General features: G+C 71.3%; 14 protein-coding genes. 11 read left to right on the top strand and 3 right to left on the bottom strand.

Going from position 1 to position 15,856, the window contains the following annotated elements:
- The first annotated feature begins 102 nt into the window (after positions 1 to 102).
- The 11 genes from ACFHPP_RS15010 (at position 103) to ACFHPP_RS14960 (ending at position 11,994) form a co-directional block, all read left to right on the top strand.
- Positions 103 to 810: a hypothetical protein gene (locus ACFHPP_RS15010; RefSeq protein ID WP_437164054.1), complete on the top strand. Its 708-nt coding sequence runs from the start codon at positions 103 to 105 to the stop codon at positions 808 to 810.
- A 29-nt stretch (positions 811 to 839) separates the two neighbouring features.
- Positions 840 to 1,805, top strand: coding sequence for an aminotransferase class IV (locus ACFHPP_RS15005; protein ID WP_437164053.1), 966 nt, complete (start codon positions 840 to 842; stop codon positions 1,803 to 1,805).
- Positions 1,806 to 1,807: 2 nt separating this feature from the next.
- Positions 1,808 to 2,824, top strand: coding sequence for an extracellular solute-binding protein (locus ACFHPP_RS15000; protein ID WP_437164052.1), 1,017 nt, complete (start codon positions 1,808 to 1,810; stop codon positions 2,822 to 2,824).
- Complete coding sequence (locus ACFHPP_RS14995) at positions 2,821 to 3,999, top strand: ABC transporter permease (protein WP_437164051.1); 1,179 nt, start codon at positions 2,821 to 2,823, stop codon at positions 3,997 to 3,999. The genes ACFHPP_RS15000 and ACFHPP_RS14995 overlap by 4 nt, the downstream gene beginning before the upstream one ends.
- Positions 3,999 to 4,784: an ABC transporter permease gene (locus ACFHPP_RS14990; RefSeq protein WP_437164050.1), complete on the top strand. Its 786-nt coding sequence runs from the start codon at positions 3,999 to 4,001 to the stop codon at positions 4,782 to 4,784. Before ACFHPP_RS14995 ends, ACFHPP_RS14990 begins: the two co-directional genes overlap by 1 nt.
- A complete protein-coding gene (locus ACFHPP_RS14985) occupies positions 4,781 to 5,827 on the top strand; it encodes an ABC transporter ATP-binding protein (RefSeq protein ID WP_437164049.1) in 1,047 nt (348 codons plus the stop codon). Before ACFHPP_RS14990 ends, ACFHPP_RS14985 begins: the two co-directional genes overlap by 4 nt.
- 67 nt (positions 5,828 to 5,894) lie before the next feature.
- Positions 5,895 to 7,427 (top strand): ABC transporter substrate-binding protein, encoded by a 1,533-nt coding sequence (locus ACFHPP_RS14980; protein WP_437164048.1) that lies wholly within the window; start codon positions 5,895 to 5,897, stop codon positions 7,425 to 7,427.
- Positions 7,427 to 8,377, top strand: coding sequence for an ABC transporter permease (locus ACFHPP_RS14975; protein ID WP_437164047.1), 951 nt, complete (start codon positions 7,427 to 7,429; stop codon positions 8,375 to 8,377). Before ACFHPP_RS14980 ends, ACFHPP_RS14975 begins: the two co-directional genes overlap by 1 nt.
- On the top strand, positions 8,374 to 10,197 hold the full coding sequence (locus ACFHPP_RS14970) for a dipeptide/oligopeptide/nickel ABC transporter permease/ATP-binding protein (protein ID WP_437164046.1): 1,824 nt from the start codon (positions 8,374 to 8,376) through the stop codon (positions 10,195 to 10,197). The genes ACFHPP_RS14975 and ACFHPP_RS14970 overlap by 4 nt, the downstream gene beginning before the upstream one ends.
- A complete protein-coding gene (locus ACFHPP_RS14965) occupies positions 10,194 to 11,168 on the top strand; it encodes an ABC transporter ATP-binding protein (RefSeq protein ID WP_437164045.1) in 975 nt (324 codons plus the stop codon). Before ACFHPP_RS14970 ends, ACFHPP_RS14965 begins: the two co-directional genes overlap by 4 nt.
- A gap of 43 nt (positions 11,169 to 11,211) precedes the next feature.
- Complete coding sequence (locus tag ACFHPP_RS14960) at positions 11,212 to 11,994, top strand: creatininase family protein (protein ID WP_437164044.1); 783 nt, start codon at positions 11,212 to 11,214, stop codon at positions 11,992 to 11,994.
- A gap of 84 nt (positions 11,995 to 12,078) precedes the next feature.
- On the opposite strand, the gene ACFHPP_RS14955 is transcribed toward ACFHPP_RS14960, so the two are convergent.
- From ACFHPP_RS14955 to ACFHPP_RS14945, 3 genes are read right to left on the bottom strand one after another with little or no spacing between them, the layout of a single operon-like run.
- The gene (locus tag ACFHPP_RS14955; RefSeq protein ID WP_437164043.1) at positions 12,079 to 13,044 is read right to left on the bottom strand and encodes a 2-hydroxyacid dehydrogenase; all 966 of its coding nucleotides are present in this window, start codon (positions 13,042 to 13,044) and stop codon (positions 12,079 to 12,081) included.
- A 9-nt stretch (positions 13,045 to 13,053) separates the two neighbouring features.
- Positions 13,054 to 14,742, bottom strand: coding sequence for a gamma-glutamyltransferase (ggt, locus tag ACFHPP_RS14950; RefSeq protein WP_437164042.1), 1,689 nt, complete (start codon positions 14,740 to 14,742; stop codon positions 13,054 to 13,056).
- A 44-nt stretch (positions 14,743 to 14,786) separates the two neighbouring features.
- Positions 14,787 to 15,818: an L-idonate 5-dehydrogenase gene (locus ACFHPP_RS14945; RefSeq protein ID WP_437164041.1), complete on the bottom strand. Its 1,032-nt coding sequence runs from the start codon at positions 15,816 to 15,818 to the stop codon at positions 14,787 to 14,789.
- Positions 15,819 to 15,856 lie beyond the last annotated feature (38 nt).

The raw sequence follows: 15,856 nt of genomic DNA, 5'->3' as shown, positions 1-15,856 counted from the left end.
GGGGCTCCGGTTCCTGTTTGACCGGCGGCAGTGAAGCACGCCGTTTCGCGCGCGCCACCCCTGCTGGTTGACCTGGCCCCGCGCGCTTCGCAGGATCGGGCCATGCCCCCCACCCCCGAGGATGTCCGCGCGGCCCTGACGCGGATCCGTGACGCGCGCGGCTTCGTGCTGCCGCATCACGGCGCCATGGCCGCGGCGCTGCCCGAACTGCATATCGCCTACGAGGCGATGTACCGCGCCCTGACGCTGGAGCCGCGCCACCTGGCGCCGCTGGAGCGGGAGGTGGTGTGGCTGGCGATCCTGGCGGCCTGCGAGGAGCCGGTCGGCACCCACCACCTGCACAAGTTCCGCCAGGCCGGCGGCGACGACGCGCTGGCGCAGGCGGTGTTCCGGCTGGTGGGTTGGGCGGCGGGCGCGCGGCGCTGGGCCTGCATGGGGGAACACTGGCAGGCGCAGTTTCCGGCGCTGCCGGCGGCACAGGGGTATCTCGATGGTCTGGATGCGCTGCTGGGCGATGGGGTGCTGGCGCCGGGGCTGGCGCGGCTGGCGCTGATCGGCATCCACACCGCCTGCGAGGAGGAATGGGGGCTGCGGGTGACGCTGCGTTCGGCCTATGCGCTCGGTGTCGATGAGCCGCGGATGGCGGAAGCGATGAGCCTGCCGATCTGGCCGCGCGGGGTGAACCGCTTCGTCAAGGCGACCGCGGCGTGGCTGGATATGCTCCGGGCGGGGGAGGTGGCGCCATCGCCGCCCTTCCAGGCCTGGGCGGAGGTGGCGGGGCAGGGTGCCTTCACCCCACCTTCGGCATGACGCATCCTCGACGGACCCTGGAGTCGCCGATGGCCGAAGCCTTGCAGGTTCCGACCCACCTGACCGTGGAGAATGCCGATTTCAGCCGCGCGCTCGGCTGGATCGACGGCGCGGTGGTGCCGCTGGCGGATGCGAAGATTTCCGTCCGCGACCTCGGCCTGATGTATGCCGACATGACCTATGACGTGGTGCATGTCTGGCGCGGCGGGTTCTTCCGGCTGGAGGACCACCTGGACCGCTTCTTCGCCTCCATGGCCGGGCTGCGGCTGGACCCGGGCATGTCGCGGGAGGCGATGCGCGCGCTGCTGGCGGGGCTCGTGCGGCAAAGCGGGCTGCCGGATGCGCTGGTGTATTTTGCCTGCACGCGCGGGATGGCGGTGCCGGGGACGCGCGACCCCACGGCTTCGGCCAACCGCTTCTTCGCCACCGTCACGCCGCTGGTGCTGCGCGGGCAGCCGGCGGAGATGCAGCGCGGGCAGCATGCGATGATGGTGCGCGACGTCACGCGGATTCCGGCCTCCGCCGTGAACCCGGTGTGGAAGAACAGCCACTGGGGCGACTTCCTGCGCGCGGCCTTCCTGGCCAAGGATGCCGGGCATGATGTGCCCATCCTGTGTTCCACGGACGGCGCGGTGGCGGAGGCGCCGGGCTTCAACGTGGTGGCGGTGATCGGCGGCGGCCTGGTCTCGCCGGAGGCCGGGGTGCTGGAGGGGATCTCCTGCCGCACCATGTTCGAGATCGCGGGCGAGCTTGGCATTCCGGCGCGCTACGGGCGGCTGATGCCGGAGGCGCTGGCGGCGGCGGAGGAGGCGTTCCTGACCGCGACCTCCTGCGGCCTGTTCCCGGTGACGCGGCTGGACGGCGCGCCGATCGGTGCCGGCGTGCCGGGGCCGGTGACGACGCGCTTGCTGAATACCTACTACGCCCGGAAGAATGCCGGCTGGCACATCACGCCTGTCGAGACGATCCTGTCCGACCCCGACCGGAGGCCATGACCATGCGGCGCCTGCTTGCCCCCCTTGCCGCGCTGCTGCTGCTTGCTGCGGCGCCGGCCGTGGCCCGGGACCTGACGGTGGTCGCGGGTGGCGGCGCCTTGCAGGACCACATGCGGCGGACGCTGTTCTCGACCTTCGCGGGCGGGCCGGTGGTGGATACCGCCTACGACTACAATGTGGGTCCGATCCGGGCGATGGTGCAGGCGCGCAACGTCACCTGGGACGTGGTGATGGTGGAGGCGCCCGACCTGGTGCGCGGCTGCGAGGACGGCATCTTCGAGCGCATCGACTGGTCCGTGGTGAACCGGGACAAGTTCGTGCCGGGGGCGGCCACCACCTGCGGGGCGGGGGCGATCGGATGGGGTGTCTCCGTGTTCTACGACGAGGCACGGCATCCGGTGGGGCCAGCGAATTTCGTGGAGTTCTGGGACACGCAGCGCTTTCCCGGCCGGCGCAGCCTGCGGCGCGGCGCGCGGATGACGCTGGAGATCGCGCTGATGGGCGATGGCGTGCCGGCGGCCGAGGTGTACCGCGTGCTGGCGACGCCGGCCGGGCAGCAGCGCGCCTTCGCGGCACTCGAACGGCTGCGGCCGAACCTCAGCTTCTGGACCGGCGGGCAGCAGCCGATCGAACTGGTGAACAGCGGCGAGGTGGCCTTCGCGGTGGGCTTCGTCGGGCGGGTGGCGAACGGGATACGCTCGGGCGCGCAGTACAACCTGCGCTGGCCGACGCTGCTCTATGCCTATGACAGCTGGGCGGTGGTGCGGGGATCCGGGAATGCGGCGCAGGGGATGCGGCTGATCGAGCACATCACCAATCCGGGGCCGCTGCTGGAGCTGACCCGCGCCTGGCCGATCAACCCGGTGACGCGGGCGGTCGCGGAGGACCCGGATGTGCGGGCGCGCAACCCGCTGATGATGACGAACCACCAGGCGGGCGGGCTCGAGATCGATACCGAGTTCTGGCTGGAGCATGGGCCGGACCTGGAACAGCGCTTCGCCTCCTGGCTGACGCGTTGAACCGAACGAACCGGCTGGCGGCGCTGCTGATCGCGCCGCTGCTGCTGCTGATCCTCGGCAGTTTCCTGCTGCCGGTGGGCGTCACGCTGCTGCGGGCGGTGCAGGACCGGGAGGTGGCGGCGGCGTTGCCGCAGACGGCGGCGGCGCTGCGGGGCTGGGACGGGCAGGGGCTGCCGGATGAGGCCGCGTTCGCCGCGATTGTGCGGGAGCTGGGCGCGGCGCTGGAGGCACGGCGCATCGGCGATGTGGCGCAGCGTCTGAACTTCGAGCGGACCGGCAGCCGCACGCTGCTGCTGCGCACGTCGCGGGCGTCGGATCGGCTGCAAGCGCCCTACCGGGCATCGCTGCCGGCGCTGGATGCGCGGTGGGGCGAGACCGAAACCTGGGCGATGCTGGCGCGCGCGACCGGGCCGCTGACCTCGCTGTACCTGCTGCGGGCGATGGACTTCACGCGCAGCCCGGCGGGCGAGGTCAGCGCGGTGCCGGTTGACGAAAGACTGTACCGGACGCTGTTCCTGCGGACCTTCGGCATCAGCCTGCTGGTGACGGCGATCTGCGTGCTGCTGGCCTATCCGGTGGCCTACACCATCGCGCGGCTGCGGGCGCCGTGGTCTTCCATTGCGATGACGCTGGTGCTGATTCCGTTCTGGTCCTCCGTGCTGGTGCGCACCACCGCCTGGTTCGTGCTGTTGCAGCGGGAGGGGCCGGTGAATGCGGCGCTGCTGGCGCTGGGGCTGGCGGAGGCGCCGGTGCAGATGCTCGGCACGCGCTTCGCCGTGGTGCTGGCGCTGGTGCATGTGCTGCTGCCGTTCGCCATCCTGCCGATGCACAGCGTGATGGTGCGGCTGGATGCGACCTATCTGCGGGCGGCGGCCTCGCTTGGCGCCGGCGGCGTGCAGCGGTTTGTCCGCGTGTGGCTGCCGCTGAGCCTGCCGGGCGTGCTGGCGGGCGGTGCGATGGTGTTCCTGCTGTCGGTCGGGATGTACACGGCGCCGGCGCTGGTCGGTGGCGACCGCGACCAGATGGTGGCCTGGTTCATCGCCAACTTCATGAGCCGTGACGTGAACTGGGGCATGGCGGCGGCGCTGTCCGCCTATCTGCTGGCGATGACCGGGGCGGTGGTGGCGCTGGTGCGGGTGCTGACCGGCGGCGTGGCGCTGGGCGCGCGCGGCTGATGCGCGAACACGCGGCGGCGCGCCTCCTGCTGCGCGGCACCACGGCGCTGCTGCTGCTGTTCCTGCTGGCGCCGATGGCGGCGGTGGTGGTGCTGTCGTTTTCCCCGACCGAGGCGATGGTGCTGCCGCCGCGCGGATTTTCGCTGCGCTGGTACGAGGAGTTCCTGACCGCCGGGCGCTGGGTGCTGGCGACGCGCAACAGCTTCGTCGTTGCCATCGCGACGACCGTGGTCGCGACGTTGCTGGGGACGATGGCGGCGATCGGGCTGACGCTCGGGCGGTTCCGCGGGCGGGGGGTGCTGGTGGTGCTGCTGACGCTGCCGATGGTGACGCCTTATATCGTCACGGCGGCGGCGATGTTCTTCGCCTATTCGATTGTCGGGCTGACAGGGTCTCTGGCCGGGCTGGTGCTGGCGCATACGGTCGTCGCCGTGCCCTTCGTGGTGGTGGCGGTGCTGGCGACCCTGCGGACCTTCGATGCGACGCTGCTGCGCGCGGCGGCCTCGCTCGGCGCGGCGCCGGTTGCGGCGATCCTGCGGGTGATGGTGCCGAACATCTGGCCGGGGATCGCGGCGGGGGCGGTGTTCGCCTTCGCGACGTCGCTGGATGAGTTCGTCATCACGCTGTTCATGGCAGGACCCGGGCAGTTCACCTTGCCGCGGCAGATGTATGCCTCGGTGCGGGAGTTTCTCAGCCCGACGATCCTGGCTGCGGCGACGCTGCTGTTCCTGTGCTCGCTGGTGTTCCTGCTGGCCAGCGAGTTCCTGCGGAAACGCGCGCGGTGAGCGACGTGCTGGTGCGCTTCGCCGGTGTGTCGAAGAGCTATGACGGGCGGGTGCAGGCGGTGGCCGGGCTCGACCTGGAGGTGATGCGGGGCGAGGTGCTGACGCTGCTGGGGCCGTCCGGGTCGGGCAAGACGACGACGCTGATGATGCTGGCGGGGTTCGAGGATCCGACGGCCGGGCGGATCGAGCTGGAGGGCCAGCGCATCGACACGCTGCCGCCGCACAAGCGTGGCATCGGGGTGGTGTTCCAGAACTATGCGCTGTTCCCGCATCTGAGCGTGGCGCAGAACCTGGCGTTTCCGCTTTCGATCCGCCGCATGGGGCGCGCGGAGATCGCGGACCGTGTGAAGCGCGCGCTGGAGATGGTGCGGCTGCCGGGCTTCGGCGACAGGCGGCCGCAGCAACTGTCCGGCGGGCAGCAGCAGCGCGTGGCGCTGGCGCGCGCGCTGATCTTCGCGCCGAGCCTGGTGCTGCTGGACGAGCCGATGGGGGCGCTTGACAAGCAGTTGCGGGAGGAGTTGCAGGGCGAGATCCGGCGCATCCATGCCGAGACCGGCGTGACGATGGTGCATGTGACGCATGACCAGTCCGAGGCGCTGACGCTGTCCGACCGCATCGCCGTCTTCGACCAGGGCCGCATCCAGCAGATCGGCACGGCGGAGGAGGTGTATGAGCGGCCGGCGAACCCCTTCGTCGCCGGCTTCATCGGGGAGAACAATTTTGTGCACGCGACGGTGCTCGATGCGACGACGCTGCGCCTGGCCGACGGGACCTTGCTGGCCTGCGCGCCGCAGGACCTGCCACCAGGCGCCGCTGCGCTGGCCTCGGTGCGGCCGGAGCGGGTGGTGCCGGACGGGGCGCTGGCGGGGCGGGTGCTGGAGGTGGTGTATCTCGGCGACCACTGCCGGCTGCGGTTGGCCTTCGGCGGGCGGGAGGATTTCGGCCTGCGGGTGGCGCGGCGGGATGCGGCGGTGCCGGGCGCGGCGCTGCGCTTCTCGATCCCGGCGGAGGCGGTTCGGGTGTTCGCTGCGAATTCCGCTTGACTTGGGGCGCCGCCCCGCGTGGCATCGGTGCCGAGATGTTTGCTGCACCGCAACCGGGGCGAAGCCGATGACCCATCTGACCCGACGCCTGTTCCTCGGCGCCGCCGCGAGCCTCGGCGCGGCGCCGCTGCTGACCAACCCTGCGGCGGCGCAGGCGCGGCCGGGTGTGCTGCGCATGGGGCTTTCGGCCTGGCCGCCGAATTTGCAGCCCTGGCCTTCGACGGGCGCCTCGGCCGGCACGGTGAAGATGCTGATCCATCGCCGGCTGACGCGATTCGACGAGAAGGGCGAGGTGCAGGGCGAACTCGCCAGCAGCATCGAGCTGGATGCGGAGCGCGCCTGGGTCTTCAAGCTGCGGCCCGAGGCGGTGTTCCACAATGGCGAGCGCGTCACGTCGGAGGACGTGAAGTGGACCATCGAGCAGGTCGCGGCCGAACGCTCCACCGCCTATTACCGCACGCAGATGCAGTTGATCGAGCGCGTCGAGACACCGGATGCGCACACGGTGCGGCTGGTGATGAAGCAGCCGGTGGCGACGGTGCCGCTGTGGTTCGCGAACTACAACATGGCGATCGTCTGGCGCGGGTCGCGCGACATGAACGCGGCCGTGGGCTGCGGGCCGTACCGGGTGGCGTCGCAGGAGCGTGGGTCCTGGATCGAGTTGCAGGCGGCGCCGAACTACTGGGTGCCGGGCCTGCCGCGCAGCCGCACCATCCGCATGACGATCTATGCGGATGAGAATCTGCGGCTGGCGGCGCTGCAATCGGGCGATGTCGACATCATCGAATACGTGCCGTGGTCCGGCATGGCGGCGGTCGATGCCGATCCGCGCCTCAAGCTGGATGCGCAGATGGGTCCGTTCATGGACATCCTGTTCAACGGCACGCGGCCGCCCTTCAACAACCCGCTGGTGCGCCGCGCCGTCGCGCATGCGGTGAAGCGGGAGGATATTGTGCGGGTTGCCTTCTCGGGGCGCGGGGCGCCGATCGAGGGGATCCCGATCGTCGAGGGCACGCCGTGGTGGGACGCGGAGCTGTCGAAGGGCCACGCCTACAACCCGGAGCGTGCGAAGGCGCTGCTGGCGCAGGCGGGATTCCCGAATGGATTCTCCACCACGCTGCTGGCGACCTCGCAGTTCGGCATGCACAAGGACACCGCCGAGATCTCGCAGCAATACCTGGCCGCCATCGGCATCCAGGCGGAGTTGCGGCTGACGGATTGGTCGACGCGGGTGAGCGCCGGCATCCGTGGGCAGTACGACATCGCCATCCATGGCGTCTCCGCCGACTTCAACGATCCGGACGGGCTGACGGTGGTGCTGGATACCTCGCTGTCCGCCGCGCATGGCCGGTCCTTCGGGCTTTCGACACCGCGCACGGTGGAGTTGCTCGGCAAGGGCCGGGCGGAGTTCGATACGGCGAAGCGGGTGGAGATCTACAAGGACATGCAGCGCGCGGCGCTGGAGGAGGTGCCGGTGGTGGCGTTGGCCTGGCGTGAGCAGGGCTATGGCTTCGACCGTCGCGTCAGTGGCTTCGTCAACCTGCCGGGCGCCGTCTCCACCTCATCCGGCGCGATGCTGGAGTTCGCGGCGCTCGGCTGATGTATTGGCTCGCGAAGCGCATCGGGTTGTCGCTGGTGCTCATGTGGGTGGTGGCGACCATCGTCTTCCTGGCGCTGCACATGGTGCCGGGCGATCCGGCGGAGATGCTGCTGTCCACCGGCGGGGCGATGCCGGATGCCTATGCGATCGCGGAACTGCGCGAACGGCTGGGGCTGAACCGGCCGATCCTGGAGCAGTACACGGCCTTCATCACCGGGCTGGTGCAGGGCGACCTCGGCACGTCGCTGGTCGATGACTATCCGGTGGCCGCCGAGATCGCGTTGCGGCTGCCGCGCACGCTGGAGCTGATTTTCGCGGGCACGATCATCGCCGTCGCCATCGCGCTGCCGGCAGGAACCTTCGCGGCGGTGCGGCAGGGCGGGGCGTTCGACCGGGCGGCCTCGGCGGTGGCGGCGGTGTTGCAGGCGGTGCCGGTGTTCGTGCTGGGCACGCTGCTGATCCTGGTGCTGGCGCAATGGCTGCGCTGGATGCCGGCGGGGGGATATACGCCGTTTGCGGAAAATCCCGGGCGGCACCTGATGTTGCTGCTGCTGCCGGCGGTGGCGATCGCCAAGGGGTTGGCGGCGACGATCTTCCGGATGACGCGGGCCTCCGTGCTGGATGCGCTGTCCCGGGACCATGTGCGGACGGCGCGGGCGAAGGGGCTGACGCCGCAGCGGGTGCTGCGCCGGCATGTGGTGCGCAACGCGCTGATCCCGGTGACGACGGTGCTGGGGTTGCAGATGGGCACGCTGCTCGGCGGCACGGTGCTGGTGGAATACGTGTTCAACTGGCCCGGCCTGTCCACGCCGCTGCTGCGCGCGGTGGAGGCGCGGGATTATCCGATGGTGGTCGGCATCGTCATCACGGTTTCGGGGCTTTTCCTGCTGATCAACCTGGTCATGGACCTGGTCTATGCGGCGCTTGATCCGCGGATCACGCGCGGATGAGGAAGCTGTGGCTGCCTGGCGGCGCGGTGCTGCTGATCGTGCTGATCGCCTTCGCCGCGCCGATCCTGCCGCTGATGGACCCGGTGCGGCAGGATGTGGCGAACCGTTTGGCCTCCTACGTGCCGGGCAGCCCGCTGGGGCGGGACGAGTTCGGGCGGGATGTGCTGTCGCGCCTGATCTGGGGCGCGCAATCCTCGCTCGCGGTTGCCTTCGCCTCCACGGCGATCGCGGCGGTGGTCGGCACGGCGCTTGGGCTGCTCGGCGGCTGGTTCCGCGGGCTGGTGGAGGTGCTGGCGATCCGCGGCGCCGATGTGGTGCTGTGCTTCCCGCCGGTGCTGCTGGCGCTGCTGGTGGTGACGCTGCTCGGGCCGGGGACCGAGACGCTGATCCTGGTGCTGTCCGTGCTGTTCCTGCCGGGCTTCATCCGCGTGAGTTTCGCGGAGGTGCTGTCGGCGCGCAGCCAGGATTATGTCGAGGCGGTGCGGGCGCTGGGGGCGCGGACGCCGCGCATCCTGCTGCGCACGGTGCTGCCGAACATCGCAGGTCCCGTGCTCGTGCAGGTCTCGCTGGCGGTGGCCGCCGCGGTGGTGCTGGAGAGTGGGCTTTCGTTCCTGGGGCTCGGCGTGGTGCCGCCGACGCCAAGCTGGGGCCTGATGATCCGCGGCGCGCGGGCCACCATGGAACAGGCGCCGACGCTGCTGCTGTGGCCGTGCCTGGCGCTGACCATCACCATCCTGGCGATGAACCTGCTGTGCGATGCGGTGCGCGACGTGGCGGACAAGCGCGGCGGCGGTGGCGCCCGCAAGCTGCGGCTGATCGACCGGCTGCTGCCGGGGCTGTTCCCGGCGCCGGCGACGCCTGCGCCGCTGCTGGACGTGCAGGGACTGACGGTGGAGATCGCGACGCCGGGTGGGATCATCCGGCCGGTGGAGGAGATGAGTTTCCGGCTGGGGGCCGGGCGGACGCTGGCGATCGTCGGCGAAAGCGGGTCGGGCAAATCCATGGCGGCGACGGCCATCATGGGGCTGCTGCCGCCGGTGGCGCGGGTGGCGGATGGGGTTGCCCGCTTCGAGGGCGAGGATCTGCTGCGGATGCCGGAGGTTGAGCGCCGGAAGCTGCGCGGCGGCGCCATGGCAATGGTGTTCCAGGACCCGATGAGCAGCCTGAACCCGGTGCATCGCGTCGGCGACCAGGTGGCGGAGGCGATCCGCGCGCATCGCGACGTGCCGGCTGCGCAGGCGACCGCGGAGGCGGTGGAGTTGCTGAAGCGCGTCGGCATCGCCGACCCGGGGCGTCGCGCGCGGGCCTATCCGCATGAATTGTCCGGCGGCATGCGGCAGCGCGTGATGATCGCGATGGCCATCGCCAACAAGCCCCGGCTGCTGATCGCGGACGAACCCACCACGGCGCTCGACGTCACGGTGCAGGCGGCGATCCTGGAACTGCTGGCGGTGCTGCGGCGCGAGGAGGGGATGGGCGTCGTGCTCATCACCCATTCGCTCGGCGTCGTGGCGGAGGTCGCGGAGGATGTGGTGGTGATGTACGCGGCGCAGGTGGTGGAGCGCGGGCCGGTGGCGACCGTCTTTGCCAACCCGCTGCACCCCTATACGCGGGCGCTGCTGGCCGCCGTGCCGGATGGCGATATCGAGCCGGAGGGGATTGCGGGCGTGGTGCCGCGCCCAGATGCCTGGCCGCCCGGCTGCCGTTTCGCGCCGCGCTGTGGGCACGCGACCGAGGCGTGTTCCGCCGCGCCGCCGGTGCTGGAGGAGATGCCGGACCACGCCGTGCGCTGCATCCGCTGGCGAGAGCTGACGGCATGAGCGAGCCGCTCGTCGTCGCCGAGGCGGTGGAGATGACCTTCGCGCCGCGGGGCATCTTCGCGCGCGGGCGGCCGGTGCGGGCGGTGGCCGGGGTGGATGCGACGGTGGCGCGGGGCGAGGCGCTCGGCGTGGTCGGCGAGAGCGGCAGCGGGAAGTCGACGCTCGGGCGGGTGCTGCTGGGGCTGCTGGCGGCCACGGGCGGTGCGGTGCGCTTCGATGGCATGGCGCTGCCGAAGCCGGGCAGCGCGGCCTGGCGCGGGTTGCGGGCGCGGATGGGCATCGTGTTCCAGGACCCCTTCGGCAGCCTGGATGCGCGGCGCAGCGTGGGCGCGCAGGTCGAGGATGGGCTGATCATCCATGGCGCGCTCTCGTCCGCCGAACGGCGTGAGAAAATGGCGGAGATGTTCCGGCGGGTCGGGCTCGATCCGGACCGGATCGGCGCCTACCCGCACGAATTCTCCGGCGGGCAGCGGCAGCGGCTCGGCATTGCGCGGGCGCTGGCGACGGGGCCGGATTTCCTGGTGGCGGATGAGCCGGTCTCGGCGCTGGACGTTTCCATCCAGGCGCAGGTGGTGCGGCTGCTGGCGGATCTGCGGCGCGACCTGGGTCTCGCGATGCTGTTCATCAGCCACGACCTGCCGGTGGTGCGGCACCTGTGTGACCGGGTGATCGTGATGTATCTGGGGCGGGTGATGGAGGAGGGGCCGGTCGCGTCCGTCTTTGCCCGGCCGTCGCACCCCTATACGCGGGCGCTGCTGTCGGCGACGCCGATGCTGGACCCGGCGCGGCGGCTGACGCGGGAGATTCTGCCGGGGGAGCCGCCCAGCCCCTCCGACCCTCCGTCCGGCTGCGTGTTCCGCACGCGCTGCCGCCATGCGCGGCCAGCCTGCGCGGAGGCGGTGCCCCCCCTTCGCGAATTCGCCGGGGTGGCGCACCGTGTCGCCTGCATCCGTGCCGAAGAGATCAACTGAGGAACCCGCCAGCATGGTCGAAATAGCGCCGACGAAAGTCCGCATGGGTGAGATCACGGGCGACGAGGCCCGCACGCTGTACCCGCAGAACCCGGTGATCCTGCTGCCGATGGGCAGCCACGAGGACCAGGGGCCGCACGCTCCGATGGGCGACTACTTCCTGGCGGAGAAGATGGCGGAGCTGATCGCGCTGCGTGCGACGGCGGAGGGTACGCGGACCGTGGTGGCGCCGGTGCTGCCCTTCGGCAAGGGCGACTTCTTCGGGCCGATGCCCGGCGGCATCGCGCTGTCGGCCGCCACCTTCCGCGCCGTGCTGGACGAGGTGTTCGCCGAGCTGCTGCGGCACAAGCTGACGAAGCTGGTGGTGATCAACGGGCATGGCGGCAACGTCACCGTGGTGAACGAGGCGACGCGGGCGGTGATGCACAAGGGCGGGCCGGTGATCCCCGCGCTGTACCTGTGGCGCATCGCCTATGCGGAGATGCCGAAGCTGCTGGGGGCGGAGAAGGCGAAGGCCGTCTCCAGCCACGGGGCGGATCCTCTGACCAGCCTCGGGATGCATTTGTTCCCCGAGCGCATCCGCACCGACCTGATCCCGGAGCCGCGCAGCGGGAAGGCGGAGGCGCTGGGTCTGCCATTCTCCGGCTGGGGCGCGCTGAGCTTCCAGGGGGCGGAGGTGACGGTGCCGATCGAGTATGACGCGGTCAGCCCGAATGGGCTGGGCACCGGCGATCCGCGGCTGTGCAGCGCGGAATCCGGGAAGCTGATCGCGGACCGGCTGGTCGAGATCGGTGCGGGGTTCTGTCACCACTACGCGAAGCAGTGAAGGGCAGCGGTCTCCTCCTGCTCAAGGCCTTGCGGTCTGGGGGGACCCCCTCACCCAACCCTCTCCCCCAAGGGGGAGAGGGCTTTATTGTACGCGGTCCTGCTCGGGGATCGGCTCGCCCTTCGAGACGCGGACCATGTTGCCGAGCCAGTGCTCGATGCTGCGGCGGCTGTTCTCGTAGGCGGTGCTGGCGCAGTGCGGCGAGACGATGACGTTGTCCATGTGCAGCAGCGGATGGTCGGCGGGCGGCGGTTCCTGGTCGAAGACGTCGACGGCGGCGGCGCGCAGCTTGCCCGTGCGCAGCGCCTCGACCAGGTCGGCCTCGACCACCACGCCGCCGCGGGCGACGTTCACCAGGCTCGCGGTCGGCTTCATCTTCGCCAGCGCGCGGGCGTCGATCATGCCCTTGGTTTCGGGGGTGAGGGGGCAGTTCAGGGACAGGAAGTCGACCTCGGCCAGCAGGTCGTCCAGCGCGCGGTACTCGACGCCGATCGCCTTCGCCTCGGCCTCCGGCAGCCTGGTGCGGCTGTAGTACAGCACGCGGCAATCGAAGCCCTGCAGCCGCTTGGCCACGCCCTTGCCGATCGCGCCGAGGCCGATGATGCCGACGGTCTTGCCGGTCAGCATCACCGACTGCTTCCAGATCTCGTTCTTGGCCCAGCCGCCGGCGGCGGTGGTGTTGTGCGCCGGCACGATGCGCCGCGCGATGGCCAGCATCAGGCCGATGGTGAATTCGGCGACCGGGGCCGCATTGCTGCCGGTGGTGCGCGCCACCTGGATGCCGTGGGCGCGGCAGTAGTCGAGGTCGATGTTGTCGATGCCGACGCCCCATTTGTGCATCAGCTTCAGCTTCGGGGCGGCCGCCAGAACCTCGGCCGGCACGCCGACATCCCACCACAGGGCGTAGTCGGCATCGGCGATCTCGGCCTTCAGGTCCTCGATGCTGCGCCCTTTCACGGCCGTCGCGCGAAAACCCTCGGGCAGCAGGGACTGGATGATGTCGGCCATCTCGCCGGCGATGGGCTGCAGCAGGGCGATCTTCTGGGTCATCTGGCGATCCTAGACGGGAGCGGTCTCGAGGGTGAAGCGGACGCCGGCGCGGGCCAGCCCGCCGCCGAGGGCGACGATGGTGCCATCGGCGCGCCAGCAGGCGGCGCCGGTCATGCTGCCGTCCGGCTCGAAGCCGATGCCGTTCATGCCGCCGCCGATGGTGGCGACGCGGCGGATGTCGTGGCCGCGCGCGGCCAGGGCCGCGGCGACGTGCTGCGGGACCGCGGGTTCCAGTTCCAGCGCGAGGCCTTGCGTCCAGATGCGCGGCGCCTCGACCGCCTGTTGCAGGCTCATGCCGTGGTCGATGATGTTCAGAACGGCCTGGAAGGCGGAGGGAAAGATCTTCAGCCCGCCGGGCAGGCCGAGCGCGAAGGCGGGCCTGCCGTCCTTCAGCACGATGGTCGGCGCCATGCTGGTGAAGACGCGCTTGCCCGGCTGCACGGACAGCGCGAGGCCCGGGCGCGGGTCGAAATTGTGCATGTAGTTGTTGGCGATGAGGCCGGTGCCGGGGATGGCGATGCGCGCACCGAACAGCGCGTTGATGGTCTGCGTCGTCGCTGCGATGTTGCCGGCGGAATCGGCGACGGTGACGTGGGTGGTGCAGTTGGATTCGGCGAGCGAGGGATGCGCCTGCCAGGACTGTGCGCGGGACATGTCGATCTGGGCGCGGCGGAGGTCGGCGTAGTCGGGGGACAGCAGGCGCTCGATCGGCACGCGCACGAAATCCGGGTCCGCGGTGGCGGCGGAGCGGTCGGCGAAGGCGAGCTTCAGCACCTCCGCCACCAGGTGCCAGCCCTCGACAGTGCCGAAGCCGAGGCTGGCGACGTCGAAGCCTTCCATCACGCGTAGCATCTGCGCCATGTGCACGCCGGCGGCGGCGGGCGGCGGCGGGGCGTACACCGCGTATCCGCGGTAGTCGCCGCGGATTGGCGCGCGCTCGATCGGGCGGCTGGCGCGCAGGTCTTCCCGCGTCACGATGCCGCCGCCGCTGGACAGTGCATCGGCCACCAGGCCGCCGAGTGCGCCGTCATGCAGTGCGTCGGCGCCGTCGCGGGCGATGGTGCGCAGCGTCTCGGCATAGGCGCCCTGGATGAAGCGGGTGCCGGCGGGCAGCTTGGCGCCGCCCGGCAGGAAGCGCGCGGCGAGGTCCGGGTCGCGGGCCAGGTCGGCGGCGGCGTCGCCGATGCAGTCGGACAGGTAGGGCGTGGCCCGGAAGCCCTCGGCGGCCAGGCGGATCGCGGGGGCCATCACATCGGCCAGCGACCAGGTGCCGAATTGCGCCAGCGTGTGGGACCAGGCGCGCAGCGCGGCCGGCACGGCGACCGCCAGCGGGCCGAGGGCGTTGAGGCGGCCCTCCACCTCGCGTTCTTCCGGCGGGATGCCGGGGCGGGGGCGGTACATGTCCGGCGTCGCGGCGGCGGGGGCGGTGGACAGGCCGTCGATCACGGCGTGGCGGCCATCCGCCATGCGGACGTGGCCGACGCCGCCGCCGAGCACGCCGACCATCATCGGCTCCACCACCGTCAGGGCGAACAGCGTGGCGATGGCGGCATCGACGGCGTTGCCACCTTCCAGCAGCACCTCCGCCCCCGCGGCGGAGGCGCGGGGGTGGTTGCTGGCGACGATGCCGCGGGTGCCGCGGGCGGGGGTCTTTTCGCAGATCAGGGGGAAGCGGGCGCGGCCGACGTCGATGTGCATCGCGGCAGTGTGCGGCGCGACGTGCCGCGGTGGAAGGGGGGGCCTCAGAAGGCGATCTGCACCTTCATGGCGCGCGTCCGGTCTGCGGCGAGGTCGAAGGCGGCGACGGCCTGTTCCATGGGCAGCACTTCGGTCAGCAGCGGCATCGGGTCGATGGCGCCGCGCGCCAGGATATCGACGGCGAGGGCGAATTCCTCGTGGAAGCGGAAGGTGCCGCGCAGGGTGATCTCCTTCGCCACCAGCGCGTTCAGCGGCACCGTCGCATCGCCGCCGAGGCCGACCTGGACGATGGTGGCGCCCGGCCGGGCCGCGGCGATGGCGCCGGCCAGCGCGGCGCCGCTGCCGGCGCATTCGAACACCACGTCGAAATGGCCCTTGTCGGCGCCATAGGGCGCCAGCGCCTCGGGCTCCGCCCGCAGATCATGCGCCGCATCGGCGCCGAGTTGCAGCGCCAGCGCCAGCGGCTTCGGCGCGAGATCCGTCATCACCACGTGGCGGGCGCCGGCGTGGCGGGCGACCAGCAGGCACAGCATCCCGATGGGACCGGCGCCGGTGACCAGCACGCGGGCGCCAAGCAGCGGGCCGGCCTGGCGCGCGGCGTGCAGGCAGACGGCGAGGGGCTCGGCGAAGGCGGCGCGCTGCAACGGCATGTCGGCCGGCAGCTTCACCGCGCGCGCGGCCTCGCAGACCAGGGATTGGCGGAAGCCGCCGCCGATATGCGGCATCCGCATCGCGCTGCCGTAGAAGCGCATGTCGAGGCAATGCTGCGCCGCGCCGGACAGGCAATATTTGCAGGTGCCGCAGGGCAGGGAGGGGTTCACCGCGACGCGGTCGCCCACCGCCAGCCCGGCGACGCCCGGGCCGAGGCCAGCGACCTCGCCGGCGATCTCATGGCCCAGCACCATGGGTTCGCGCACGCGCACCACGCCGAAGCCGCCATGCTGGTAGTAGTGCAGGTCGGAGCCGCAGATGCCGCCGGCGCGGATGCGGATGGCGACCTGGCCGGGGCCGGGGGCTGCCTCGGGCTGGTCCTCCACGCGCAGGTCGCGGGCGGCGTGGATGACGATGGCTTGCATGGGCTGTGTGATCCCCCCTCACCCAACCCTCTCCCCCC

Source organism: Falsiroseomonas sp. E2-1-a20 (genome assembly GCF_051433195.1).
GTDB lineage: Bacteria > Pseudomonadota > Alphaproteobacteria > Acetobacterales > Acetobacteraceae > Falsiroseomonas.
This window is presented reverse-complemented; position numbering and strand designations above follow the sequence as displayed.